The sequence below is a fragment of the Pseudomonas fluorescens genome (assembly GCF_902497745.1).
GTDB classification, from domain to species: domain Bacteria; phylum Pseudomonadota; class Gammaproteobacteria; order Pseudomonadales; family Pseudomonadaceae; genus Aquipseudomonas; species Aquipseudomonas fluorescens_BM.
The window spans coordinates 1-25,655 of sequence record NZ_CABVHJ010000027.1 but is presented as its reverse complement, the minus strand read 5'-3'; the positions used below and the strand labels follow the sequence as shown (position 1 = coordinate 25,655).

The window sequence follows — 25,655 nt, the reverse complement described above, 5'->3', positions numbered from 1 at the left end:
GCCGTTACAACAGATGTTGCGAAATGTACTTGGAAATCTCCACCATCGAAGTCTTCCCGGTGAATTCAAACTTCACCTTCCCCAGTGACGAGAAGTAAATCTCCAGCTCCGAATCCAGATCGAACGTGCCCGAGGTTTCCACGGAGTAGGCGACGATGTTCTTGTACGGCAAGGAAGTGAAATCCTTCTTGCTGCCGGTAATGCCCTGAACGTTGACTGCGATGATGCGCTTGTTGGTAAACACCACGCCGTCACGCATGGCCTTGTAAGAGTCGATCACTTCTTCGCCGTCTAGCAGCAGCGCGCTTACGCGTTCGGCGTATTCATCGTTCTGCTTGAGTTTGAAGAAGCCTTTGTTGTTGAAGTCGATCATCTGTCCATCCTCATCTTCAAGAAAACATCCCGGTATTCTTAGTTTCAACGACGGGCTTTCAGCACGCGGATATCGGTTGGGAAGCCATCGGCTCCGACAAGTTTTTTCCAGCCCAGATACTGAAACTCGCCCTTCTCATCAATGTAATCACCCTTCTCCACTGATCGGCCACCGACCACCGCAACGCGCTTCACTTCGCCACAACCGCCGTCAGAAGGCCGAACCGTATAGATCACATAAGGCTTCACGTATTGCGTGGCGCGGAAGTATTGGCCGCAGATTTCGTCGACGGTGATCAACATGGTTTTCAGGCGTGCTTCGCCGTCGGTGTCTTCGTGCAGTTTCAGGAAGGAGATGTCGCCGACGTCGCTGTAGCCGAGGGAGCGGGCGCGTTGGTAGGCGGGGGAGTTCTGGTGGGCGATGCGGCCTTCCTCTGCAGCACCTTGCATTTTTGCGGCGAACTCGGCTTTGCCTTGGGCGATCATCGCTTCAGCCTGGCCCGCTACGTTTTCGCATTGTGCAAACTCTCGGGAGCCGAGGTGATTGGGCGTCAGGTTCGAGCGCTGTTCATTCATGGTCTGCAGGTTGCTTTCCAATGCAAACATCACGTCGTAGGCCGTGGTGCGACCGCTCTGCACGTCGGCCAATTTCTCCAGCACGCGCTGGCAGTTGCCGGCGTAATATTTCCAGCTGTTTTCCGGATGCTCTTGCACGGCGGCGAATGCCGGGGTCATTGCAGCGGCGAGGGTGATTGCGCAGAGCAGGCGCAAAGAATGGGTACTGACTGGCATGGGTAGTCCGTTACGGAGATGGGCAGTGGCGCGACGCTACTATTTTGCTATCTTGCCGTCCACTGCCAGTAACGAGGTCGCCAGCGCCTCGATGGAATCGATTTTCAGAGGGAGAAACACCTTGATGGCCGTGTTGTACTTTTTCGTCTGGGCAGCCGTTTGGGCTTGGGTCGTGCAGACCCGTGGTGCCTGGAACCTGATCCTTGCCAACCTGGCGGGTGCCGCCAGCGGCTTTATCGTAGCGATGATTTTTTCGGTGGTCTGTTCAGGCCTGTTCCCGGCGCACGTTTCTCCTTCGCCGGAGAACCTGGCCAGTAGCGTGTTGCAAATAATCACCACGTTCGGTGTGCTGGCGGGTGTCTGGATGTGGCTGGTCAGGCGTCCTCAGCCAGAGCATCCATTGGCCCGGCAACTTTTCGCCGGTATCTGTGGGCTGGCTGCTGGCGTGACGACACTGGCGTTTTTCGCGCTTAATTTTCACTGAGCGCCGCTATCGTCACTGGCATTACACGTCTGTTTTGTTATCTTGCCGCCCATCGTCAGCGTTCACCTTGGGCGCGCGTTGATTTCGGGTTTGGAAGGTTTAAGGAAAGGATCAAATGGAGTTTCTGCGTTTTCTGGTATTTGTCGCGGTTTGGGGATTCATGTGGCGCTGGGTGGTCAAGAACCGTGGCAGCTGGAATATTTTCTACGGCAACATCGTCGGCGCAGCGGGTGGTTTCATTGTCGCGATGGTGGTGCTGTCGATCACGTTGTCGTTGTTTCCTTCGTCGCATGACTATGAACCGGCGCAGGCTGAAAACGCGCAAGTCATCGAGCCGACCTCTCTATTGCCTGAAGCCGAGGCAGTCACACCCGCTGCCGAACTGAAGGATGCGCCGGCTTTTGCTGCCATCGAGCCGGATGACAAGCCGTCTCCCGCCGACTCCGCACTGTTGCCGAACTACGCCAGCCGGGCGCCGAAATCAATCGGGTTACAGACCGTGCTGGATCAAAGCGACTATCAGGGGCGCATGGCCCTGGCAGCGCTGAACAAGAAATTGCGTGGCGACGCCCAGGCCGACAAGTCGATGATCGCGTATGTCATGTGCAGCCCGTTTGTGACCAGCACGTTGCGCTTCCCCGCTTCAGCGCGCTTTGCTGACAGCAAGGCGCTGGTCAGCCACCGCTTCAAGGATCAGGTCTACACCTTCAACAACACCGTCACCGCACGCAACATGAACGGCGACGATGTCACCTACCGTTTCGATTGCTCCGTGCAAGAGCAGCCGCGAGTGGACGCGCTACCTGCGCAATGGCGCTTGTTGGCGCTGAAAGTGCAAAAAGCCGACTCTTAAGGCTTATTTAAGGGTTCAAGGCGCCGCCTGCGCTATCATCGCCGGCCTGTGCGCCTTGAGCTTTGCCCTCGATGTCTTCGACACCCGCTGACCTGATCCCGCTGCCTCCTGTCCTGGCCGGCCCGCTGCTGCGACGGCTGGAGCCAACGCGCGTGGTCATGTGGCTGGTCGGTACGCGGCCACTGGCGCTGACGTTGCGCCTGCAAGGTGTAGGAGACATTCCTCTCGATGCCGGGAAATGCACGGTCATTCCCGTAGGTCGTCAGGCGTTTGTCCATCTCATCGATGTTGCTCTCGATAACGCACTGCCCTGCGATACGTGTATCGACTATGACCTGCTGATCGATAATGCAGAGGGCATCGCCGACTGGGCAGCGCATCTGCTGTACGGCGATGCAACCAGTCCGAACTTCGTCCTGCGCTCGCGGATCGATCAACTGCTGCACGGCTCTTGCCGCAAGCCGCATCACCCGGCGACGGATGGTTTGCTTTGCGTCGACCAATTGCTGGCGACGGAAAACGATCCGCAACAACGCCCCGCCCTGTTAATGATGAGCGGCGATCAGGTCTACGCCGACGACGTGGCCGGCCCGATGTTGCGGGCGATTCATGCCTTGATCGAACGACTCGGCCTGTTCGACGAACACCTCGAAGGCGCCGTGGTCAGCGACAGCGCGAAGCTTTATGAACACCCGGCCAGTTACTACCACCGTGCGGATTTGTTACCAGCGCTGGAGAGCAACGAGACATTGCGCGAGCGATTTTTCGGCGGTGCGCGTAAGCCGATTTTCACCAGCAGCAGTGCTGACAATCACCTGGTGACCTTTGCCGAAGTCATGGCGATGTATCTGCTGGTGTGGTCGCCGACCGCCTGGTCGCTGATCAATCCGCAAGCGCCCGAACTGACGCCCGAACGCCTCAAGCGCTACAGCCTCGAACAGACTCGCATCGACGCGTTCAAGGCTGGATTGGACAAGGTCGCCCGCGCGCTGGCGCATCTGCCCAGCCTGATGATTTTCGATGATCACGACATCACCGATGACTGGAACCTGTCTGCGCAATGGGAGGAAACCGCCTACGGCCATCCGTTCTCCAAACGCATCATCGGCAATGCGCTGATCGCCTATATGTTGTGTCAGGGCTGGGGCAATAATCCCGATGCCTTCAAGGATGTCTTGGAGAAAACCCTGGGGCTGAGCGCCAGCGGTGATGATCAGTATCTCGACAGCCCGGTGCAGGACGATTTGATCGATGAGCTGCTGCGCTTTCAGCAATGGCATTTCGTACTGCCAACCAGTCCCGCGCTGGTAGTCATCGACACGCGCACCCGACGCTGGCGCAGTGAGATGGCGCTCAAGCAACCGTCGGGCCTGCTCGATTGGGAGGCGCTGAGCGAACTGCAACAGGAACTGCTCGATCACCCGTCAGCGATCATCGTTTCCCCGGCGCCGATCTTCGGCGTGAAGCTGATCGAAACGGTGCAAAAAGTCTTCAGTTGGTGCGGCTACCCGCTACTGGTCGACGCGGAAAACTGGATGGCCCATCGCGGCGCCGCGCAGGTGATCCTGAATATTTTCCGCCACTCGCGCACACCGGGTAACTACGTGGTGCTGTCCGGCGATGTGCATTATTCCTTCGTCTACGAAGTACTTATCCGACACCGCAAGGCCGGGCCGCGGATCTGGCAGATCACCAGCAGCGGGATCAAGAACGAGTTTCCGAAAAGCCTGCTGGAATGGTTCGACCGCCTCAACCGCTGGCTCTACTCGCCACGCTCCCCGCTGAACTGGCTCACCAAACGCCGACGCATGCGCATCGTGCCGTATACGCCCGAGCATGCTGAGGCGGGCGAACGGCTGTGGAATTCGGCGGGGATCGGTCAGGTGTTTTTCAATGAGCAGGGGCAGCCGCGCGAGATCATTCAGCACAATTCGAATGGCAAGGCGAAGACGCGGATGCTGGCGCCGGATCTGGCGGATTATCCGGACTAAGGTCTACACCGAAAATGTGGGAGCGAGCCTGCTCGCGAAAGCGGTCGATCATCCAGCAGAGATGTCGACCGATAGTCCGCCTTCGCGAGCAGGCTCGCTCCCACAGTGCTACTTACAAGCCGTCAATGCGCAATCAGCGCTCGCCCCACACCTCTGACAATCATCTCCACCTCACGCTCATCAATCGTCAACGGTGGCAGCAGCCGTATCGTCTTGCCACGCGTGACGTTGATCAACAGCCCATGATCCCGCGCCGCGATCAGCGTCAGATCACGCACCGGTTGTTTCAGTTCGATGCCAATCATCAAGCCCTGCCCACGAATCGCCAGCACATTGGGATTGTCCGCCAGCTCTGCACGCAGACGAGTCAACAGGCGTTCCCCCTGAATCCGGGCGTTTTCCAGCAGGCCCTGTTCTTCGATGATATCCAGCACCGTGCAACCGACCCGGCACGCGAGAGGATTGCCGCCGAAGGTGCTGCCATGGCTCCCAGGCGTAAACAGATCCGCCGCCCTGCCCCGCGCCAGGCACGCGCCGATCGGCACGCCGTTGCCCAGCCCTTTTGCCAGGGTCATGACATCCGGGACAATGCCTTCATGTTGAAACGCGAACCAGCGCCCGGTGCGGCCAATGCCGGTCTGGATCTCATCGAGCATCAATAACCACGCATGGCGATTGCACAGTTCGCGCAGGGCTTTCAGGTAACCGGGCGGCGCGATCTGCACACCGCTTTCGCCCTGAATCGGCTCGACCAGAATCGCGACGATGCGCTCGCCGTGCTTTTGCCGCAGCTGCTCCAGCGCGGCGAGATCACCAAATGGCACTTTGACGAAATCCCCCGGCAACTCATTGAAACCCAGGCGCACCGCCGGGCCATCACTGGCCGACAAGGTGCCGAGTGTGCGGCCATGGAATGCGTTGGCCATGACCACCACCAGCGGCTGTTCGATGCCTTTGCGCCAGCCGTACAAACGCGCGAGTTTCAGCGCCGTTTCATTGGCTTCGGCCCCCGAGTTATTGAAGAACGCCCGCTCCATCCCCGACAGCTCGGTCAGCCGTTTCGCCAGTTGTTGCTGCCAGTCGATGCTGTACAGATTCGACGTGTGCAGCAGCAACCCGGCCTGCTCACTGATCGCCGAAACGATCCGCGGGTGCGAGTGGCCGACATTGGTCACCGCCACACCGGCAACTGCGTCCAGATACTCGCGACCGGCCTGATCCCACAGGCGAGTGCCCAGGCCCTTGGTGAAGCTCAAGGCCAGTGGTTGGTAGGTGTTCATCAGGGCGGCGGTCATGACTTCAAACTCCAGTGCAGGTCGGTGTGCTGGCAGTATGGTTAGCCAGCGAAACTGGATAAACTCGGCAAAACTTCATTCATTTAAAAGCCGAGCTTGATAATGGACCTGTTCCAGTCGATGAGCGTGTACGTCAAAGTCGTCGAAACCGGGAGCATGACGGCGGCCGCGCTGCAGTGTGATATGTCGACGACCATGGTTGGCAATCACCTGCGCGCGCTGGAGCAACGGCTGGGCGTGCAACTGCTGCAACGCACGACCCGTCGTCAGCGGCTCACCGAATTCGGCAGCGTTTACTACCAGCGTTGTCTGGAAGTGTTGGGATTGGTCGCCGATTCCGAACGCCTCGCCGAGCAGACCCTCGATCAACCCCGGGGCATGCTGCGCCTCACCGCGCCGCTGACGTTCGGCGTCGAACGGCTGGCCCCGGCGCTCAGTGAATTTTCCTTGTTGTACCCACAGGTCAAACTCGATGTAGTGCTGACCAACGGCCGTCCCGATCTGCTGGAAAGCGGCCTGGATGTGGCGTTTCGGCTGGGCAATTTCGACCAGTCCAACCTGATCGCCCGGCCCTTGATCGATTACACCCTGACCGCGTGCGCCTCGCCGCAATACGTCGCGCGGCGCGGCATGCCGAAAACGCCGGAAGACTTGCAGCATCACGATTGCCTGTCGTTTGCCTATCCCGCCGGCGATGACTGGCAATCAGTAGAAAAGCGCTGGCGCCTCAGCGGCCCCGACGGGGAAATCATGGTCGACGTCAGCGGGCCTATGCTGATCAACAGCTCCGCCGGGCTGCATCAGGCTGCACGCAACGGCATGGGCATCGTGATGCTGCCGGATGCGCTGGTGGAGCAAGACCTGCGCGAAGGCCGACTGGTGAAAGTGATCGCCGATTTCCAGCCCCCCAGCCGACCGATGCATCTGCTCTACGCGCCGGATCGCTATCGCTTGCCGAAACTGCGTCGTTTCGTAGAGTTTGTCATGCAGCGGTGGGGGAAATCCTGACGTCGCCTGCATCTGCCACCCATGAAGAATCGCTGACAAGGACCCGAACAGCAGATGAACAACACACTCGTCGTACGTGATTTGCTGCCCGTCGAAACGCAATCGGTGAGGCAGTTTCTCGGGGAGCATGGCTGGAGCCATCGCACCGGCTCAGCTGAACATTTTGCCCTGCTGATAAAAAACTCTCAGCGCACCGCCGTCGCCGTCCAGGGTGGGCAGATCATCGGATTCGCTCGCGGGATCACCGATGGTTTGTCCAACGGTTACCTGTCGATGGTGGTGGTCGACGACCAGCATCGGCGTGAAGGAATTGGCCGCGCGCTGGTCGAGCACATCATGGGCGACAACCCCGAAATCACCTGGGTGCTGCGTGCCGGGCGCGAGGGCGCAGAGGCATTTTTTGCCAGCCTGGGTTTTCAGACCTCGGTGATTGCCATGGAACGGCCGCGCCTGAAATAGCGCACTGTGGGAAAAAACTCGACCGGCAGACCGTTGCTCCGTGACAACGCCGCCGCGCTCCCCTAAATTAGTCGGCCTGAAAAAGCCCTCGGTTTTCTCATCTCCACTCAAGTTAAAAAGTAGTGAAATTTCAATGTCCGATTTCAACACCGCTGAATCCGTAGTCACCGAATCGTCCAAAGCGGAATACGAAAACTCCATCAATCTTTCACAACACCTGCCACAAGCCAAAATCATCAGCGAGATGGTCCTGGACGCGTTCCAGTCGACCCGCGAGAGCGACCAGATCCGCGAGTTGCGCGCGGCGATCCGTCAGGCTCACGACAGCTTCGATGACGACAAGGCCTACGAGCTGATGGGCGAACTCAAGGCGCTGAAAGACGCCGAAGCCGCCGACCTCGCCGCCCTTGAAGACCTCAGCAGCAAGTTCTCGATCGGCCGCATCCTGTCCAGCTTCAAGGACGATCCGGCGTTCCAGGAAATCGTTTACGGCCTCGCGCTGAAGGTGCTGAACCAGACCCATCAGGCGATCAGCAATCCGAGCGGCGGCAAGAGTAAAGCGGCGAAGAAGAAAGAAGTCGAAATCTTCACCATCAGCAAGGACGGCATCAGCGTGACCTTGCCACTGCGCACGCCACGCTCGCGCCTGAACGTTGACCGTGCAGCGCTGGAGTTCCTCGGTTTCACCTTCGTTGGTGAAGGCGAAGAAGCGGAGCTGGAAAGCGAAGTCTTCGTCGACAACGCGGGTACCGAACAGGCAGTGAACCGCAAGAACATCATCACCGCGCTGCAACAGCAGACTGCGTTCGATGGCTATAGCATCGCCGCGCAGTAATAGCGCAGCCGCTGTACGAAAAAGCCCCGCACTGGGATTCAGTGCGGGGCTTTTTGGTTTTCGGCTTGGGATGGGTGAGATGGCCTAAACCGAGGCCCCTCACCCCAGCCCTCTCCCAAGGGAGAGGGAGCCGATTTGCGGATATTGTAGAAGTACGCCGAAATGAAAGTGCGGTGCCGAATCCACAATCGCCTCGGCCTCTCAGGTCGATGTATAGCGCAAGACACTTCGGTCAGTCCCCTCTCCCTCCGGGCGGTCCGACGTTTCGGGAGGGTTAGGGTGAGGGCAAGCCGTGAAGTCACCCTCAAGCCGAAGGATGCAACGCTACAATCATGTCCACCTCAATCGCCGCGTTCTTCGGCAACTGATACACCCCCACCGTGGTGCGCGTGTGCCGGCCGGCATCGCCGAGCACATGACTGAACACGTCCGACGCACCGTTGGCGACTTCGCTCAGGTCAACGAAGTCCGGCGTCGACTTCACATACACCGTCACCCGCAACAACGCCTTGATCTTGTCCAGCGAACCCACCGCATCGACGATCAGCGCCAGGCAACGCATCGCACTGATGCTCGCGGCGGCTTGCGCATCCTTAAGGGTCAGCTCCAGTCCGACGCGACCCGGATACTGAATCTTGCCGTTAGTGCGCGGCACCATACCGCTGATGTACAGCTCATCATGATGACGGATCAGCGGCGCGTAATTGCCGCCAGCGGTGTTCTCACCATAAATGTCGTAGTTCAGCTCTTGGGCCAGGGCAATAAAACGCTCGTCGCAGGTCATCCTCTCAGTCATTTCGCCTAGCCTTTTCGATTGAATCCACAAGTTCCGACAGTTGAGCGCCACACCATAGGCATGGACAAGCCATCGACATATTTGGATCCAAATCTAGGGCTTTTGAGAGCGCTCCGCAACTTGCCCCTACAGATGTTGATTCCAAAGGCGTTGGCGGTTTCGGGCGTACGAATATCCGTCAGGCCAGTACATCGCTACGATTGTCCTGAACAGTGACTCGGCCTAAGGTCAACATGGCTCCTGACTAAAAAATGCGCCCATGCGGCACGGGTGAGATTGGTATCTAGCTGTTTATTTGCAGTTATAGCGATTTATCACTATAACCATCAATAAGTTCGTATGAGATTTAGCTTTGGACAAAAATACCAATCCCTTCAATCCTGGAGCAGGCGTCTCACCACCCGAGCTGGCAGGCAGATCCGAGGTGCTGGAAACGGCGGATACAGCACTTGCTCGCACGAAACGTGGAAAGCACGCCAAGTCCCTTATGATCCTGGGATTACGGGGTGTCGGGAAAACGGTGCTTCTGAATCAAATCAAGGATCGGGCTATTGCCTTGGGCTATCTAGCCGAAATGCAGGAAGCCCACGATGGCGCAGAGTTAAAGCAACTGTTGATACCGGTTTTACGCCGTCTCTTGCTACGTCTGGACCGAGTGCAGAACACGGTCGAGACCGTCAAAAAAGGCATACGGGTTCTGCGCAGCTTTATTGGCAATATCACTATCGCGGCAGGTGGAGCAGAAGTAACACTGGGTGGCGACTCTGAGGCGGGTTATGCAGATAGTGGAAATCTTGAAGATGACTTGCGAGACATTCTGATAGCAACAGCAGAAGCGGCACGAGACGCAGGTCAGCCAGTAGCCATATTCATTGACGAGCTGCAGTACCTTTCCAAAGATGAGCTAGGTGCGCTTATCCGCGCAATCCACGCAATCAACCAAGCGGCCTTGCCTCTGATCCTGTTCGGCGCAGGACTTCCTCAGTTGGCCGGACAGGCAGGCGATGCCAAAAGCTATGCCGAGCGACTATTCGAGTTCCCACGGTTGGGCGCGCTATTGGAAGTGGATGCGTGGAAAGCCTTGCGTGATCCCGTTGAAGATGAGGGCGCCAGGATATCTGACGAGGCGCTGCGCGAAATCTATGAAAAGACTCATGGTTACCCCTACTTTCTCCAAGAGTGGGGTTACACGGCATGGAACATAGCGAAAGATAAAATCATTACGGAACAGGATGCGCAGGCAGCAACCGAGGAAAGCATTCGCAAGCTTGATGAGTCATTTTTCCGGGTTCGCTTTGATCGCACGACGCCTGCCGAAAGGGATTACATGCGTTGTCTGGCAGAACTGGGAGAAGGTCCGCAACGTTCTGCCGACGTAGCAAAAAAACTGGGTAGAAACGCGACGAGTCTTGGCCCGGTGCGCGATAGCCTGATTAAAAAAGGCATGATCTACAGCCCCGAATATGCACTTATCGCGTTCACTGTTCCACTGTTCGATGAGTTCATGCGACGAGGGCCATAATCCGCCCCAACAAAAAACCCCGCACATCTCTCAATGTGCGGGGTTTTTCTTCAAGCCTTTGAGCCTTACGGCGCGTACGTCAGCAGCAGCTCTGCGGGCACCTTGAAGTCCAGGGACATCATGACGCTCAACGCAGTGATGGTGAAGATCGAGAACACGAACAGCTTGCGTGCCCAGACCGTGTCATCCACCGCTTTGTAGCCGGTCCAGGCCATGTACAACCAGTACATGCCCATGGCCGCAGCGACGGCGAGGTAGCTCATACCGGCGTAACCGCTGAAGGTCAGCATCAAGGTCGCCACGAGGAAGGCCAGGATGTAGAGCAGGATGTGCTTCTTGGCCACTTGAATCCCGCGCTTCACTGGCAACACCGGAATCGATGCGGCCAGGTAATCGTTGAAGCGGAAGATCGCGATGGCGTAGGAATGCGGCATCTGCCACAGGCTGAACATCACCAGCAACGTCAGCGCGGCCATGTCGAAGCTGTTGGTTACGGCAACGTAACCAATCACTGGCGGCATGGCGCCCGACAGACTGCCCACCAGCGTGCCGTGAACCGACTTGCGCTTGAGGTACAGGCTGTAGAAGCCGACGTAGATGATGAAGCCGATCACCGCGAACAAAGCGGCCAACGGGTTGGCCACCTTGTACAACAATGCAACGCCGAGAACACCAAGGATGGTCGCGTAGACCAGGGCCAGTTTCAGGGAGATCAAGCCCTGCACCAGCACCCGGTTCTTGGTGCGTTCCATCTTCAGGTCGATGTCGCGGTCGATGCAGTTGTTGAACACGCAACCGGAGGCAACAACCAGGGATGTACCGATCATGGCAGCCAGAAACACCGCCAGATCCACATGCCCTTTCGAGGCCAGGAAAAACCCGCCTGCCACAGAAAGCACGTTACCGAAAATGATCCCCGGTTTGGTGATTTGGATAAAGTGCTTGAGCGACATCGGGTCTTACCTCACTTCGCCATCATGTAGGTGTGGATGCTGAACATGATCCACAACGACAGGCCAACCAGCAGCACGATCACGATCGCCGTAAAGACGAATGCAATCACGTTGTTACGCTGAGCAATGGAGCGGTCCAGGTGCAGGAAGTAGTACAGGTGAACGATCACCTGGATCACTGCGAACAACAGAACGATTGCCAGCGTGGTGGCTTTCGGCAGGCTCGGGTACATCACCAGACCGAAAGGAATCACGGTCAGGATCACCGACAGGATGAAGCCAATGGCGTACGACTTTACGCTGCCGTGGCCAGCATCATGGCTGTCATGGGAGTGTGCATTAGCCATTACAGAGTCCCCATCAGGTAAACAACGGTGAATACGCAGATCCACACCACGTCCAGGAAGTGCCAGAACAGGCTCAGGCAGCTCAGACGGGTCTTGTTGGTCGCCGTCAGGCCGTGCTTGTTGACCTGGTACATCATGATGCCCATCCAGATCAGACCCGCAGAAACGTGCAGACCGTGGGTACCGACCAGGGTGAAGAACGCCGACAGGAAGCCCGAACGGCTAGGACCGAAGCCCTCGGAGATCAGCAGGTGGAACTCGTTGATCTCCATGGCGATAAAGCCTGCGCCGAGCAGGAAGGTCATGAACAACCAACCCAGAACCTGCTGCTTCTTGCCTTTGAACAACGCCAGCATGGCGAAGCCGTAGGTGATCGAACTGAACAACAGCAGAGCGGTTTCGCCCAGCACGTATGGCAGTTCGAAGATGTCGTGGCCCGACGGGCCACCGGCGACGTTGTTTACCAGTACTGCGTACACCGCGAAGATCGACGCAAACAGAATGCAGTCGGTCATCAGGTAGAGCCAGAAACCGTATACGGTCATCTCGCCCGAGTCGTGGTGATGGTCATCGTGCCCATGGTCACCATGGGCGTGTCCAACATTGGTCACTAAGTTCGACATGGTTTAAGCCTGTTCCAACGAGGTTTCAACACGGGTGGCACCGGCCGGGATTTTCCCTGCCGCGACCAGACGCTTGTGCTGCTCGGCTTCGATGCGCTCGATCGTTTCAACCGGAACCATATAGCCCTGGTCGTCACGTGCAGCGTGGATCACGAAGTAGATGACGGTGCCGGCCAGGCTGGCGATCGCCAACCACCAGATGTGCCAGATCATCGCGAAACCGAAGACGGTCAACAGTGCGCCCATCACCACGCCAGTGGCGGTGTTGTTCGGCATGTGGATCGGCTCGTACTTGGCCGGACGCTGGTACGCAGTACCGTTTTCCTTGGCTTCAGTGAACGGGTCGATGCAGTCAGCTTTAGGCAGCACAGCGAAGTTGTAGAACGGAGGTGGCGACGAGGTCGACCATTCCAGGGTGTGTGCATTCCACGGGTCACCGTGATCGCAAACGTTCTCTGGCTTGTTACGGTCACGCACGCTCACATAGAGCTGGATCAGCTGGCAGGCAATACCCACAGCGATCATCACCGCACCGAACATGGCAACGTACAGGTACGGTACCCACTCAGGGTTGGTGGTGGCGTTCAGACGACGGGTCATGCCCATGAAGCCCAGTGCATAGAGCGGCATGAACGCGACGAAGAAGCCCGAGATCCAGAACCAGAACGCTGCTTTACCCCAGCCTTCGTGCAGCTTGAAGCCGAACGCTTTCGGGAAGTAGAACGCGAAACCTGCGATGTAACCGAATACCGCACCGCCGATGATCACGTTGTGGAAGTGCGCGATCACGAACAGGCTGTTGTGCAGAACGAAGTCAGCACCCGGGATGGCCAGCAGTACGCCGGTCATGCCGCCGATGGCGAAGGTCACCATGAAGCCCAGAGTCCACAGAACCTGGCTGGTGAAGCGCAGACGGCCCTGGTAGATGGTGAACAGCCAGTTAAACAGTTTCACACCCGTCGGGATGGAAATCAGCATCGTCGCCAGACCGAAGAAGGCGTTGACGCTGGCACCCGAACCCATGGTGAAGAAGTGGTGCAGCCAAACCATGAAGCCCAGTACCGAGATCGCGCCCGAAGCGTAGATCATCGAGTGGTGGCCGAACAGTTTCTTGCCGGTGAACGCCGAGATCACTTCCGAGAAGATGCCGAATGCCGGCAGGATCAGGATGTAAACCTCAGGGTGGCCCCATGCCCAGAACAGGTTGACGTACATCATTGGATTGCCACCAAGTTCATTGGTGAAAATGTGGAAATCCATGTAACGGTCAAGGGTCAGCAGTGCCAGGGTAGCGGTCAGGATCGGGAACGAAGCCACGATCAGAACGTTTGCCCAGGTGCAGGTCCAGGTGAAGATCGGCATGTCCATCAGTTTCATGCCAGGGGTACGCATTTTCAGTACGGTCGCGAGGAAGTTGACCCCCGTTAGCGTCGTACCTAACCCGGATAGCTGTAGCGCCCAGATGTAGTAGTCCATACCCACGCCAGGGCTGTATTGCAGACCCGACAATGGTGGATAGGCAACCCAACCGGTCTTGGCGAATTCGCCGACGCCCAGGGACAGGTTGATCAGTACTACGCCGGATACCAGCAGCCAGAAGCTCAGGGAGTTCAGGAACGGGAACGCAACGTCACGTGCGCCGATCTGCAGCGGCACTGCAAGGTTCATCAGGCCGGTGAAGAATGGCATCGCCATGAAGATAATCATGATCACACCGTGAGCGGTGAAGATCTGGTCATAGTGTTCAGGTGGCAGGTAGCCAGGCGAACCCTCGGTGGCCATGGCCAACTGGGTACGCATCATGATGGCGTCGGCAAAACCGCGCAGCAGCATGACCATGGCAACGATGATGTACATCACGCCGATTTTCTTGTGGTCGACCGAAGTCAGCCACTCGGTCCACAAGTACGTCCACTTCTTGAAGTAGGTGATTGCAGCGAACAGCGCCAGACCACCGAGGGCGATCATGGCGATGGTCACCATCACGATCGGCTCGTGGAATGGGACTGCTTCCCAACTTAATTTACCAAACATCGTTTACTCCTCTGCCCCGGCAGCTGAATGCGAACTCGAGTCAATTTCCGTGGCCGCCACTTCTTTCTCTTTCTTCTCGTGCTTCAGCGGCTTGCCCGGCTTCATACCTTCGTACTTGTCGACGATGATCTGGAACTGGTTCGGCGTGACCGAGGAGTAGAGCTCGACTGGGTTGTTCTGGCTCGGTTTGGCAAGGGCCGCGTATTCAGCTTGATCAAGCTGTTTAGGTGACTTCTTGACTTCACTTACCCAGGCGTCGAAATCTTCCTGAGTGGTGGAGATAGCTTTGAACTTCATGCCGGTGAAACCCGCGCCGCTGTAGTTGGCGGAGATACCGTCCATTTCAGCGTTACGGTCAGCGATCAGGTGCAGCTTGGTCTGCATGCCCGCCATCGCGTAGATCTGGCCGCCCAGACCCGGGATGAAGAACGAGTTCATCACAGCGTCAGAGGTGATCTTGAAGTTGATAGGCGTGTGCGCCGGGAACACGATCTTGTTGACCGTGGCAATGCCTTGTTCCGGGTAGATGAACAGCCACTTCCAGTCCAGCGCGACCACTTCGATGGTCACTGGCTTGACGTCGGATTGAATCGGACGATACGGGTCCAGTTCGTGGGTCGAAATATAGGTGATGTAACCCAGGGCAATGATGATCAGGACCGGGATGGTCCAGACTGCCACTTCGATTTTGGTCGAGTGCGACCATTTCGGGGTGTAGACGGCGTTCTTGTTCGACGCGCGGTACTTCCAGGCGAACAGGAAGGTCATGACGATAACCGGCACGACGACCAACAGCATCAGCAGGGTCGCGGTGATGATCAGGTTTCGCTGTTCCAGGCCAACCTGGCCCGTTGGATTGAGCAAGGTCATGTTGCAGCCTCCCAGCAACAACGTGCCGAGCAGCGGCACTAGGCCTAGTAATCTGGGGTACCTGTTTTTACTCATCTCACGACCTCTAAAGCAGCTTGCGCAATGCAGTTGGGTTTTGATCGCCAACACTTCACCCTGCCAAGGGTTGGCATTTTCTTTGGATTGAATAAGGGCCGCCCGTCGCGCGTCAGACGCTCGACAAAACCTGGGACAGCGGTCAGTTCTTATTCGAATTCGTGGTCAAAGGCCTTGTTACAGACCAATTCCATTTGGTGCGGAAAGTTGGAAGGCACCGACACCTGGGTGTCTTGGAAGCCTCGCGACTCACTCGACACCCGACTTCCTGCTCGCCTCCTTAATAAAGGCTGAACAGTGCCGGGAATTCAGTGCGGGCGATTGTAGATAGGTAGCGCCCTATACACCATGTCTTATCCCGAAATAATTTTTATCCGTTCGAGCAACAATCCATCGCCATTTTTGCAAAAGTTCCGCATGTTATCGAAATAGATTCTCAACAAAAACACCAAAAATTGTAGGTGTACCCGCGTCAGTTCAGACAGCTCTGAAGGGTTTTTCCGAAGGCTCGAACAGCGCAAGCCCCGATAACCCAAGGCTTTTGGCCATATGCCAGCGCTTGTTAAAACTGCCTGCTGTGGCACTCGCGTGCTAAAGCCGAAAAACCCCGAATCAGACCAATCCTTTTTTGTAACAACGGCCGATTCCATGTCACTGAAGCGGCCTGCGACACCGCGCGTGTGACAACATGTCGCACACCTGCCGCACCCTGCCTTGCTGTCCGTCACGGTGTTTTCACAAACACTCTGAAATGCAAAACGCCCCGATATGCTGATACTCAAATCGAGGCGTTTTCTGTATCGGCCAGACTGCCGAATAGTTGACTCAGCGCAGTGCTTTTCGGTTACGCGAGGTCAGCAGCGGCACCAGAATCACCACCAGCACGAACGCCACCAGCGCCCACTGTGCCAGCGACAGACCGAGGATCGGCGGGTACGGCGTCGAGCAAAAACCGTCGACCTGGAAGCCCAGCGGGAAGATCTTCGCCAGCGGCAGATCGTCGACAATCGGCTGCAGCACATCGATGCCGCAGCTCACCGCAGGATAGAACTGGGTGTACACGTGGTGCCCGGCCACACCGGCCCCGGCAATCGCGCAAAACACCACCAGCACTTCGAATACGGTGATGCTGCGACGGGTGCGCATGGCCGCGCCGATGAACGCGAACAGCGCGATCAGCAGCAACGCGTAGCGCTGCAGAATGCACAGTGGGCACGGTGCTTCGCCGAGCACGATCTGCATGTACAGCGCACCGCCGATCAGTGCCAGGCAGATGATGCCCAGCAGCACCAGAAAGCGCCGCTCACGTCCCAGTCGAATCGTTTCCTCGCTCATCGCGTTTCCTTTATTTGTCCATGGTTCAGCTGGCCGGCGGCTGCGCGTGCAGTTGCGCCATCAAGCTGATGTTGTCTTCGATATGCCAATTGGCCGCGATGCGACCGTTATCAATCTGATAGATATCGGTTGCCCGGAAGTCTACACGCTGGCCCTGCCCTTTGAGAGCCTTGAACGTACCGCTGAAGTGCCCGCGAAAGTGCAGATGCACCACCACGCGATCACCGGCGATGATCATTTGCTCGATGTCGCAACTCAAGTCCGGCACCGCCGTGCGGAAGAACTTCGACGCCAGTAACGGCCCGGTCGGCCCCTGCACCCGGCCTTCGGGTGGCGTCTGGTCGACGAACTGCGGCGATAGCGCCGCAGTGGCCAACGCTTCTTCACCGGAATTCCAGAAACTGCCGTAACGCCGCGCGGCCAATTCCATGGCTTCGACCTGCGCCTTGGGCAGGCTTTGATCGACGATCAGGGTCTGCGGTTTTATCAGGGCAGATTCGGCAAAAGCAAACGGGCTGGCCAGCAACGCGACCGAAAGACTGATGGCTGCGTGGCTGAAACGACGGGCGAAGGTGAGGTGCGACATGGGGGCGATCCTGATCATGTAAACGAACGAGCGCCTATCATCAGCATCGGGGAATAAACGATAAACCGGTTAAGAAACGATTAACCTTTAAACACTTTTTAAGAATCAGCACCGCGTAACGGCCTTCGCGAGCAGGCTCGCTCTCACATTGGATCTGCGTCGAACACAAATCCCCTGTGGGAGCGAGCCTGCTCGCGAATGAAGGCAACTCGATTCTGAATTATTCCAAAGCAGCAGCCGGCCCAAAGAACTCATAACGGCTCTGCGTCTCCGGTACACCCAGCGCTTTCAAATGCCGCTTGATCGCCCCCATGAAACCCTTCGGCCCAAGGAAGTAAGCATCGACATCGCGCTGAGCCGGCAACCACTCGCCAAGCAGTGCCTGATCGAGCATCCCGACCTTGTCCGCCGCCGGACTGACACCGTCATCTTCGGCGTAGCAGTAAAACCGCTTGAGTTGCGGATGACGCTCAGCCAGATCATCAATCCAGTCACGGAACGCATGCACGCTGCCATTGCGCGCGCAGTGGATAAAGTGCACCGGCCGCTCGGTTTCCAGCGCCGCTTCAAGCATCGCCAGGGTCGGCGTGATGCCGACGCCACCGCTGATCAGCACCAGTGGCTTGTCGCTCGCGGTCAAGGTGAACTCACCCGATGGCGGAAACAGTTGAATGCTCGCGCCAACCTGCAGTCGATCGTGCAAGTGGTTGGACGCACGACCACCCGGTTCACGCTTGACGCTGATGCGGTACTGACCGTTGTTCGCCAGTGCCGACAACGAGTAGTTGCGGCGGATTTCTTCGCCATCAAGGATCAGCTTCATGCCGATGTACTGACCCGGTTCGGCCGCGAGGATCGGGCCTTTATCAGCAGGCTCGAAGTAGAACGAAATGATCTCCGCGCTCTCCTCGACCTTGGCCGCGACGATGAATTCACGCGCCCCGCGCCAGCCGCCGACGGCTTGTTCTTTCTGGTCGTAGATGGCGGTTTCGGCGCCGATCAGGATGTCCGCCAGTTGACCGTAAGCCGCGCCCCAGGCGCTCATCACCTCGGGCGTTGCGATCTCTTCGCCGAGCACTTCGGAAATCGCCCGCAGCAGGCAGGCACCGACAATCGGGTAGTGTTCGGGGAGGATCTGCAGGGCCACGTGCTTGTTGATGATCTTCGCCACCAGATCGCCCAATTGGTCGAGCTGATCGATGTGCCGCGCATACATCAATACACCGTTGGCCAACGCACGAGGCTGGTCACCGCTGGCCTGGTGCGCCTGGTTAAACAGCGGGCGAACTTCCGGGTATTCGGAGAGCATCATGCGGTAGAAGTGCGTGATCAGCGCTTCGCCGCCGCTCTCCAGCAGAGGCACGGTGGATTTGACGATGGCACGATCCTGGACGCTAAGCATAAGGTTGACTCCTGAGCTTTTTTGAAAAGTTACCTTAGGGTTATCAGGTTCCGTGCCAACTTATTTATCCATAAAAATCAATAGGTTGAGAACAAAGTAGTCATAAAGACTCAAAGACCGTTATAGTCATCCCGACTACATCTTGTCTCTTTGACTACAAGACCATGACCGCCAAATCCCTGCTCACCGCCCTGCTGCCTCTCGTCTCCGACTTGTCCCGCGAACTGCCCGAGGGAGAGCGTTACCGACGCCTGCTCGAAGCCATGCGCGCCCTGCTGCCCTGCGATGCAGCGGCGTTGTTGCGCCTCGACGGCGAAGCACTGGTGCCGCTGGCGGTGGACGGTTTGAGCACCGACACCCTCGGCCGGCGCTTCAAAGTCAGCGAGCATCCGCGTTTCGAGATTCTTTTAAGCGGTGCCGGGCCGACGCGCTTCGCCGCCGACAGCGATTTGCCCGATCCATATGACGGTCTGGTCGACGGCCTCGACGAACACCTCGAAGTTCACGATTGCCTCGGCTGTCCTTTATTCGTCGATGAAAAGCTCTGGGGCCTGATCACCCTTGATGCCCTCGACCCCGAGCGTTTCGAACCGATCGAGCTCGACGCCCTGCAAGCCTTCGCCAGCCTCGCCTCGGCTACGGTCAACGCCGCCGAACGCATTCAACGCCTGGCCAATCGCGCTGAGGACGAGCACCAGCGTGCCGAGGTTTATCGCCAGGCTAGCGGTCAGCAGAACCGCGAGATGATCGGTCAGAGCAAGGCGCTGAAGAAGTTGGTAGAGGAAATCAATCTGGTCGGCGGCAGTGATCTGACCGTGTTGATCACCGGCGAAACCGGCGTTGGCAAAGAGCTGGTCGCCCAAGCGATCCACGCCGCTTCACCGCGCGCCGACAAACCGATCATCAGCCTCAATTGCGCCGCGCTGCCCGACACACTGGTAGAAAGCGAACTGTTCGGCCATGTGCGCGGCGCCTTCACCGGCGCCACCAGTGACCGCCGCGGCAAGTTCGAACTGGCCAATGGCGGCACACTGTTTCTCGACGAAGTCGGCGAGTTGTCGCTGACCGTGCAGGCGAAATTGCTGCGCGTCTTGCAGAGCGGCCAGCTGCAGCGTCTGGGGTCGGACAAGGAGCATCAAGTCGATGTGCGCCTGATAGCCGCAACCAACCGCGACCTGGCCGAGGAAGTACGCAGCGGTCGCTATCGTGCCGACTTCTACCATCGCCTCAGCGTGTACCCGCTGCGCGTGCCGGCGCTGCGTGATCGCGGCCGCGATGTGTTGTTGCTCAGCGGTTTTTTCCTCGAACAGAATCGCTCGCGCATGGGCCTCAACAGCCTGCGCCTGAACAGCGACGCCCAGGAAGCGCTGCTCGCCTACACTTGGCCGGGCAACGTGCGCGAGCTGGAACACTTGATCGGCCGCAGTGCGTTGAAGGCGCTGGGTAACTGCAAAGTGCGGCCGAAGATTCTGAGTTTGAGCGCGGCGGATCTGGATCTGCCGCGTGAGGTTGTGGATAACTCGGTTGAGGCTGTTGCCGGTGTGGTGGCTGAGATGCCGCTGGTCAGCGGGGATTTGCGCAGTGCGACCGAGCAGTATCAGCGGCGGTTGATCAGTGCGGCGCTGGAGCGTAATCAGGGTAACTGGGCGAGTGCGGCGCGGGAGTTGGGGCTGGACCGAGCCAACCTCGGCCGCATGGCCAAACGACTAGGCATGAAGAGCTAAAAGCACACCCTCACCCTAGCCCTCCCGAAACGTCGGACCGCCCGTAGGGAGAGGGGACTGACCGAGGTGTTTTGCGTAATACGCCGACCTGAAACATCGAGGCGATTATGGATTCGGCAGAGCAGGTTCAGGTCGGTGAATTACTACAATATCCCCCAATCGGCCCCCTCTCCCTCCGGGAGAGGGCTGGGCGGGCGGCGTTCCGATGAGGGGCTTTGGCTTTGGCTTTTGATCAAAACACAACCCGACAACTAACCTAAAGCCCAACCTTTTGACGCCGATAACCCGGCATCAATAGTTTCTGGCGATTCCCACCCTCGCCCACCACCTTTTCCACAGAAGGTTCATATGTCCTCCACCAAAGCCCGCGCAGACTCACTTTCGCTTCTGCTGTTTACCTTGCGCAGCGGCAAGCTGATGGCGATCAACCTGCTGAAAGTCAGTGAAATCATCCCCTGCCCGCCGCTGACCAAACTGCCGGAGTCGCACCCGCACGTGAAAGGCATCGCCACGTTGCGCGGCGCCTCGCTGTCGGTCATCGACCTCAGCCGCGCCATCGGCGAACGCCCGCTGGAAGACCCGAACGGCGGCTGCCTGATCGTCACCGACGTCAGCCGCTCGAAACAGGGCCTGCACGTCCAGGCTGTGAGCAAAATCGTTCACTGCCTGACCACCGACATCAAACCACCGCCGTTCGGCTCCGGCGGCTCGCGCGCCTACATCACTGGCGTGACCTCGGTGGACGGCACGCTGGTGCAGGTGCTGGACATCGAAAAGGTTATCCACAGCATCGCTCCGGCACAGATCGAAATGGCCCCGACCGACCTGAGCATGGAAGACGCTGATGTGCTCGGCAACGCGCGGATTCTGGTGGTCGACGACAGTCAGGTGGCGCTGCAGCAATCGGTGCACACCCTGCGCAACCTAGGCCTGCAATGCCACACCGCACGCAGCGCCAAGGAAGCCATCGACTGCCTGCTCGACCTGCAAGGCACGGCGCAGCAGATCAACCTGATTGTCTCCGACATCGAGATGTCCGAGATGGACGGTTACGCCTTCACCCGCACCCTGCGGGAGACCCCGGACTTCGCCCATTTGTACGTGCTGCTGCACACCTCGCTCGACAGCGCGATGAACAGCGAAAAAGCGCGGCTGGCCGGGGCGAACGGCGTGCTGACCAAGTTCTCCTCGCCGGAACTGACCCACTGCCTGATCGAAGCGGCTAAACACGTCGCCGCCCACGGACACTGAGTCTTGGGCGAGACATACTGTTTTTTGATGCGGCGCGACCTCGGTAAGGACGCGCCGGATGCACCTTGGCCACAAGACATTGAACTGTGCACGTACTCCGTCGAACTTGCGGCGGACGTGCATGATTTGATGCAACTCGGTTATCGCGAAGGCGGCGGCCGGGTGCCGGCGCTGGACGCTTGGCAGCAGCAGTTCGAGAACAATCCTGAATATGATCCGACGCTGTGTTTCATTGCCCGCGATGGCGAAGGCGTGGTCGGCGTGGCGCAATGCTGGACCAGCTCATATATCAAGAATCTGGTGGTGCATCCGCGCATGCAGGGCCGAGGATTGGGCCGGGCGTTGTTGCTCAATGCATTCAAGGTGTTTCAGCAACGGCGCGAAGGGTTTGTTGATCTGAAAGTGCTGGAGGACAACCTGCGGGCGCAGCGCTTGTATGAAAGTGCCGGGATGTATGTGGTCCGCCGCGAGCTGGTGCCGGACTGATTAAAGTCAAAAGATCGCAGCCTTCGGCAGCTCCTACAGGGAACCGCATATCCATGTAGGAGCTGCCGAAGGCTGCGATCTTTTAGCGGTGTTCCAGGCAACAAAACTCTTTAGGCAGACTCCAACCTTGGCCACCCAACACCAAGGATGCCCCCCATGAAAGCCATCACCTTAAGCCTGCTCTGCCTCACCGCCCTAACCTCCCAGGCCCACGCCTCCAGCCCCGACGCCTGGGCCGCTTACGACAAAACCGTGCTCGCCAGTTGCACCAAGGCCAGTGGCCTGAAAAACGCCAAACCGGTCGGCACACCCGCACAATTCGACGACCGCGTCGGCTACACCGCCGTGTTGCTGCAAGGCCAGTACCCACAAAAACACATGAAAGGCCAGCAAGGCACCGAACTGTGTCTGTACAACAAGCAGTCGAAAACCGCCTTCGTCACCGAATGGGATTCGATCCGCCCGCCCGTTAAAACCAAGTGAATGGCGCATAACTTGCTTCGATCCAGTTCTGTGCGGTGGTTTTCCGCCACCGTTTCACACCCTGATTGAAGACAGATCGCTCAATGAATACGACGTTTTCCTGCGTAGGCTGCGGCAAATGCTGCACCGATCACCATGTCCCGCTGACCCTGGCCGAAGCCCGCATGTGGGCGGCGGATGGCGGTCAGGTGATCGTGCTGGTCGAGGCCTTTCTTGGTAATGGCCTGGGTTTGCCGGCGCAGCAGCGGGAACATGCCGAACGTCGCTCAGCGGTCGTTCGCAGCGGCGCGACAGACGCCCATGTGGCGATCACCTTTGCCGCGTACAACGTCGGCCCCTGCCGGAATCTTGACGAAGACAAGCTGTGCCGGATCTACGAACGTCGGCCGCTGGTATGTCGCATTTATCCGGCGGAAATCAACCCGCATATCCCGCTCAACCCTGCCGCCAAGGATTGCCCGCCGGAGTCTTGGGAGCAGGGGCCGATGTTGATTGCCGGCGGTGAGTTGGTGGATCGGGAACTGGTGGAGTTGATTCAACGCTCGCGCCAAGCGGATCGGGATGACATCGGCATCAAGGATGCGATTTGCGCGATGCTCGGGATTCGCACCACGGCGCTGAAGGGTGACGGGTTTACTGCGTATCTGCCGAATATGGATGCGTTTGCTGCGGTGATTGATCAGGTGACGGCACAGCCGTTGACGATGGCGCCGAGTGAGTGGGTGTTTCATCTGTCGGGCGATGATGTTGCCGGGCAGGTGTTGGCGGCCGGGGCGCAGGTGGTGACGGAGCCGGCGCAGACCTATGCGTTTATTTCACTGCGGGCGGCTTGATCCAGATTCTTAAGCGCCTATCCGGGCCTCTTCGCGAGCAAGCTCGCTCCCACAGAGATTGTGTCGTGCACGAATTTTATGAACGACCGAAAAACCTGTGGGAGCGAGCTTGCTCGCGAAGACGCCGGCCCGGACAATCTCAATCGCGGATCTGCCGCCGCGCCCGGAACTCCCGCGCCAGCAACCTTAAATCACCGGCCAACCCCGCCACGTCCTCGGAGTTGCGCTGACTCTGCCGCCCCTCATCCAGCGCCACATCGACGTTGCGACCGGTCACCGGGAGATTGATCTTCATGGGATAGCGCGATTAAAACTCAGCGCTTGCCCATCGAACGACGGGTACCCGGCGGCGCCATGCCCGGGGTCTTGGTGTGACCGTTCTTCGCGCCGTTCTTGTACCACGGCTGATTCGAGCCTTTGGCAGAAGCCAGTTCGCCCGGCTTGAACGGAAATTTGAACGCCGGGATATCGGCTTTGGTTTCGCTGGTGTCGGCCAGTTCAGCCGGGACATCGCTCACGGCGTCGTCAACCGGCGGCAGGGTCGGGGAAGTCATAAAAGCTCCGGAAAGCAAAAAGTCGGGCCCGATCAGTGAGCCGCGAAGGCGCGCAGTATACCTGTGCGCCTTGACTCGGCACCTGAAGATTTTGCAGCGCACGCCGAACGGTTTACAGGTAACTGATGATGACGATGCCTTTGTCGGTCGAGATCTTCAGCGCTTCGTAGCGCATGGAAATCGGCAGCGCCTGATGACTGCAAGCGTTGCGCTCAGTGTCGACATCGACTTTCACGCCGGGCTTGATTTCGATCTGGCGAGACTCACAAGCAGCAAACGCCCCGACCGGTCCGACCTGACAGCCCGAGTCAACGATTTGCCCGGTGAAGCGAATCTCTCCGGATTGACTGGCCGGCGCTGCAAACGTAGTGAGTGGAAGCAAGGGAAGCACAGACGGCAGAGCGGTTTTCAGCTTCATTTCAATGACACTCCCGGGGTGAGCAGCCCAGAGAACCCGGGCTACACAATGTTTATCCGCGTGCAGGGACGGATCTTGAGAAGCGTAGTGGGCAAATAGGTCCCTGATTGGGACTGATCGGTCCCTATTCGGGACTGCTTAACAAAAAATGGCCGTTAGAGATGGGGTGTCCAATCAGACGTCTTCGCGAGCAGGCTCGCTCCCACAGGGGGACTGCGTTTCAAACTGTGGGAGCGAGCCTGCTCGCGAAGCACGATGACGCGGTGTTGGGACGGATTACGTTTGCGGATCAACCCGGTCCAGCGCCCGGTTTACCGCCAACTCGGCGAGCATGACGATCTGCTGGATCGCCAGCGCCGTACTGCGCTGCGGGCGACTGAGCTGATCAGCCAGATCACCGGCCATGACATTGGCTGAAGCCAGCGATTCGCAGGCGTGGGCGAGCAGGCTTTCGGTGTCGATGTCCGGGTGGATGAGGAACATCGTACTGGGCTGACGCGGTTTGACCGGTTCGGGACAGAGGTAAAAATCGAGGGCGCGCTTGATGGCTTCGCGGGTTTTGATCTGGTCGTCGGCGCGGATGGCGTCTTCGAGTGGGGTTGTGGGATCGATGGGTGGATCTGGAACTGGCTTAGTCATTGGAAACCCTATTTTGCAAATGGGAGCCATCCCTTGCCGTTTCTCACGCGGCGAAGTGGGTGGCAGCTATGTGCGGGGTGAGAAACCGGAAAAATAGGAAACCGGCCAGACCGAAGTCTGCCCGCACATAGCCGCCATGAAGCACTTGCAAGCAGCGGACAAGCCGCCGGCAATTATGCGGACTGATGGACTGAATCACTAATTTTTCAGGGTTCTCACACCCGATCACCGAGTTTTCGGCGACAACCAAAGACTAGAGAGCGCACGTCCGACGGACAACCTGAAAACCTTGTGGGAAGGTTCTGGTTATTTGACACAAATTTAAACAGCCAAAAGCCAACCCTCACCCTAGCCCTCTCCCAGAGGGAGAGGGGACTGACCGAGGTGTTTGGTAGAAGTACGCCGACGTGAAATACCGAGCCGAATTCAGATTCCGAAACAAATCAAAAGCCCCTCACCCTAACCCTCTCCCGGGGGGAGAGGGGACTGACCGAGTTGTTTGGTAGAATTACGCCGACGTGAAATACCGAGCCGAGCTCAGATTCTGAAACAGATCAAAAGCCCCTCACCCTAGCCCTCTCCCGGAGGGATAGGGGACTGATCGTGGTGTTTGGGAGAGCTACGCCGACGTGCGA

General features: G+C 58.1%; 28 protein-coding genes. 12 read left to right on the top strand and 16 right to left on the bottom strand.

The annotated features are described in order from the left end of the window. Positions 1 to 4: 4 nt before the first annotated feature. Both F8N44_RS28620 and F8N44_RS28615 read right to left on the bottom strand, forming a co-directional pair. Positions 5 to 373 carry a PH domain-containing protein gene (locus tag F8N44_RS28620; RefSeq protein WP_150652693.1) on the bottom strand — a complete coding sequence of 123 codons (369 nt, stop codon included), beginning with the start codon at positions 371 to 373 and terminating at the stop codon, positions 5 to 7. Positions 374 to 417: 44 nt separating this feature from the next. After that, positions 418 to 1,164 (bottom strand): hypothetical protein, encoded by a 747-nt coding sequence (locus tag F8N44_RS28615; RefSeq protein WP_150652692.1) that lies wholly within the window; start codon positions 1,162 to 1,164, stop codon positions 418 to 420. Between the two features lie 124 nt (positions 1,165 to 1,288). On the opposite strand from F8N44_RS28615, the gene F8N44_RS28610 reads away from it, so the two are divergent. The 3 genes from F8N44_RS28610 (at position 1,289) to F8N44_RS28600 (ending at position 4,492) form a co-directional block, all read left to right on the top strand. Then, complete coding sequence (locus F8N44_RS28610) at positions 1,289 to 1,648, top strand: hypothetical protein (RefSeq protein WP_122599176.1); 360 nt, start codon at positions 1,289 to 1,291, stop codon at positions 1,646 to 1,648. A 115-nt stretch (positions 1,649 to 1,763) separates the two neighbouring features. After that, on the top strand, positions 1,764 to 2,501 hold the full coding sequence (locus tag F8N44_RS28605; RefSeq protein ID WP_150652691.1) for a hypothetical protein: 738 nt from the start codon (positions 1,764 to 1,766) through the stop codon (positions 2,499 to 2,501). 71 nt (positions 2,502 to 2,572) lie between these two features. Then, on the top strand, positions 2,573 to 4,492 hold the full coding sequence (locus F8N44_RS28600; protein WP_150652690.1) for an alkaline phosphatase D family protein: 1,920 nt from the start codon (positions 2,573 to 2,575) through the stop codon (positions 4,490 to 4,492). A 122-nt stretch (positions 4,493 to 4,614) separates the two neighbouring features. Here the strand turns inward: F8N44_RS28600 and F8N44_RS28595 are convergent, their stop codons facing one another. After that, positions 4,615 to 5,787, bottom strand: coding sequence for an aspartate aminotransferase family protein (locus F8N44_RS28595; protein WP_150652689.1), 1,173 nt, complete (start codon positions 5,785 to 5,787; stop codon positions 4,615 to 4,617). 102 nt (positions 5,788 to 5,889) lie between these two features. Between F8N44_RS28595 and F8N44_RS28590 the strand changes: the two genes are divergently transcribed. From F8N44_RS28590 to F8N44_RS28580, 3 genes are all read left to right on the top strand, one after another. Further along, positions 5,890 to 6,795, top strand: a complete 906-nt coding sequence (locus F8N44_RS28590) for a LysR family transcriptional regulator (RefSeq protein ID WP_150652688.1) — start codon at positions 5,890 to 5,892, stop codon at positions 6,793 to 6,795. Positions 6,796 to 6,849: 54 nt separating this feature from the next. Next, positions 6,850 to 7,254, top strand: coding sequence for a GNAT family N-acetyltransferase (locus F8N44_RS28585; protein WP_150652687.1), 405 nt, complete (start codon positions 6,850 to 6,852; stop codon positions 7,252 to 7,254). 133 nt (positions 7,255 to 7,387) lie between these two features. Next, positions 7,388 to 8,089 (top strand): hypothetical protein, encoded by a 702-nt coding sequence (locus F8N44_RS28580; protein ID WP_007949995.1) that lies wholly within the window; start codon positions 7,388 to 7,390, stop codon positions 8,087 to 8,089. A gap of 304 nt (positions 8,090 to 8,393) precedes the next feature. On the opposite strand, the gene F8N44_RS28575 is transcribed toward F8N44_RS28580, so the two are convergent. Then, positions 8,394 to 8,885, bottom strand: a complete 492-nt coding sequence (locus F8N44_RS28575; protein ID WP_007916938.1) for a RidA family protein — start codon at positions 8,883 to 8,885, stop codon at positions 8,394 to 8,396. Positions 8,886 to 9,237: 352 nt separating this feature from the next. On the opposite strand from F8N44_RS28575, the gene F8N44_RS28570 reads away from it, so the two are divergent. Further along, positions 9,238 to 10,407: an AAA family ATPase gene (locus tag F8N44_RS28570; RefSeq protein WP_122604855.1), complete on the top strand. Its 1,170-nt coding sequence runs from the start codon at positions 9,238 to 9,240 to the stop codon at positions 10,405 to 10,407. A gap of 65 nt (positions 10,408 to 10,472) precedes the next feature. Here the strand turns inward: F8N44_RS28570 and cyoE are convergent, their stop codons facing one another. The 8 genes from cyoE to hmpA form a co-directional block, all read right to left on the bottom strand. Next, entirely contained in the window at positions 10,473 to 11,360 is an 888-nt protein-coding gene (gene cyoE / locus F8N44_RS28565; RefSeq protein WP_007916939.1) for a heme o synthase, read from the bottom strand. An 11-nt stretch (positions 11,361 to 11,371) separates the two neighbouring features. Beyond that, positions 11,372 to 11,707 carry a cytochrome o ubiquinol oxidase subunit IV gene (cyoD, locus tag F8N44_RS28560; protein ID WP_007916940.1) on the bottom strand — a complete coding sequence of 112 codons (336 nt, stop codon included), beginning with the start codon at positions 11,705 to 11,707 and terminating at the stop codon, positions 11,372 to 11,374. Further along, positions 11,707 to 12,330, bottom strand: coding sequence for a cytochrome o ubiquinol oxidase subunit III (gene cyoC, locus F8N44_RS28555; RefSeq protein WP_034156084.1), 624 nt, complete (start codon positions 12,328 to 12,330; stop codon positions 11,707 to 11,709). Before cyoC ends, cyoD begins: the two co-directional genes overlap by 1 nt. A gap of 3 nt (positions 12,331 to 12,333) precedes the next feature. After that, positions 12,334 to 14,364 carry a cytochrome o ubiquinol oxidase subunit I gene (gene cyoB, locus F8N44_RS28550; RefSeq protein WP_007916945.1) on the bottom strand — a complete coding sequence of 677 codons (2,031 nt, stop codon included), beginning with the start codon at positions 14,362 to 14,364 and terminating at the stop codon, positions 12,334 to 12,336. Positions 14,365 to 14,367: 3 nt separating this feature from the next. After that, the gene (gene cyoA / locus F8N44_RS28545) at positions 14,368 to 15,309 is read right to left on the bottom strand and encodes a ubiquinol oxidase subunit II (protein ID WP_007916947.1); all 942 of its coding nucleotides are present in this window, start codon (positions 15,307 to 15,309) and stop codon (positions 14,368 to 14,370) included. An 825-nt stretch (positions 15,310 to 16,134) separates the two neighbouring features. Then, positions 16,135 to 16,644, bottom strand: coding sequence for a disulfide bond formation protein B (locus F8N44_RS28535; protein ID WP_150652686.1), 510 nt, complete (start codon positions 16,642 to 16,644; stop codon positions 16,135 to 16,137). Between the two features lie 25 nt (positions 16,645 to 16,669). Beyond that, on the bottom strand, positions 16,670 to 17,230 hold the full coding sequence (locus F8N44_RS28530) for an ester cyclase (protein ID WP_150652685.1): 561 nt from the start codon (positions 17,228 to 17,230) through the stop codon (positions 16,670 to 16,672). A gap of 220 nt (positions 17,231 to 17,450) precedes the next feature. Next, a complete protein-coding gene (gene hmpA, locus F8N44_RS28525) occupies positions 17,451 to 18,632 on the bottom strand; it encodes an NO-inducible flavohemoprotein (RefSeq protein WP_150652684.1) in 1,182 nt (393 codons plus the stop codon). Positions 18,633 to 18,796: 164 nt separating this feature from the next. On the opposite strand from hmpA, the gene norR reads away from it, so the two are divergent. From norR to F8N44_RS28500, 5 genes are all read left to right on the top strand, one after another. Then, positions 18,797 to 20,356 (top strand): nitric oxide reductase transcriptional regulator NorR, encoded by a 1,560-nt coding sequence (gene norR, locus F8N44_RS28520; protein ID WP_150652683.1) that lies wholly within the window; start codon positions 18,797 to 18,799, stop codon positions 20,354 to 20,356. A 348-nt stretch (positions 20,357 to 20,704) separates the two neighbouring features. Then, complete coding sequence (locus F8N44_RS28515) at positions 20,705 to 21,607, top strand: chemotaxis protein CheV (protein ID WP_007916955.1); 903 nt, start codon at positions 20,705 to 20,707, stop codon at positions 21,605 to 21,607. A gap of 27 nt (positions 21,608 to 21,634) precedes the next feature. Beyond that, positions 21,635 to 22,093 carry a GNAT family N-acetyltransferase gene (locus tag F8N44_RS28510; RefSeq protein WP_150652682.1) on the top strand — a complete coding sequence of 153 codons (459 nt, stop codon included), beginning with the start codon at positions 21,635 to 21,637 and terminating at the stop codon, positions 22,091 to 22,093. 156 nt (positions 22,094 to 22,249) lie between these two features. After that, positions 22,250 to 22,576 (top strand): hypothetical protein, encoded by a 327-nt coding sequence (locus F8N44_RS28505; RefSeq protein ID WP_150652681.1) that lies wholly within the window; start codon positions 22,250 to 22,252, stop codon positions 22,574 to 22,576. A gap of 83 nt (positions 22,577 to 22,659) precedes the next feature. Then, positions 22,660 to 23,409, top strand: a complete 750-nt coding sequence (locus F8N44_RS28500; protein ID WP_150652680.1) for a YkgJ family cysteine cluster protein — start codon at positions 22,660 to 22,662, stop codon at positions 23,407 to 23,409. A gap of 139 nt (positions 23,410 to 23,548) precedes the next feature. On the opposite strand, the gene F8N44_RS31460 is transcribed toward F8N44_RS28500, so the two are convergent. The 4 genes from F8N44_RS31460 to F8N44_RS28485 form a co-directional block, all read right to left on the bottom strand. After that, a complete protein-coding gene (locus F8N44_RS31460) occupies positions 23,549 to 23,704 on the bottom strand; it encodes a hypothetical protein (RefSeq protein WP_191630970.1) in 156 nt (51 codons plus the stop codon). Between the two features lie 19 nt (positions 23,705 to 23,723). Then, positions 23,724 to 23,963, bottom strand: a complete 240-nt coding sequence (locus tag F8N44_RS28495; RefSeq protein WP_016985604.1) for a hypothetical protein — start codon at positions 23,961 to 23,963, stop codon at positions 23,724 to 23,726. Positions 23,964 to 24,075: 112 nt separating this feature from the next. Next, positions 24,076 to 24,381: a type 1 fimbrial protein gene (locus F8N44_RS28490; protein WP_150652679.1), complete on the bottom strand. Its 306-nt coding sequence runs from the start codon at positions 24,379 to 24,381 to the stop codon at positions 24,076 to 24,078. A gap of 276 nt (positions 24,382 to 24,657) precedes the next feature. Beyond that, positions 24,658 to 25,020, bottom strand: a complete 363-nt coding sequence (locus F8N44_RS28485; RefSeq protein WP_007916971.1) for a DUF6124 family protein — start codon at positions 25,018 to 25,020, stop codon at positions 24,658 to 24,660. Positions 25,021 to 25,655: the final 635 nt, after the last annotated feature.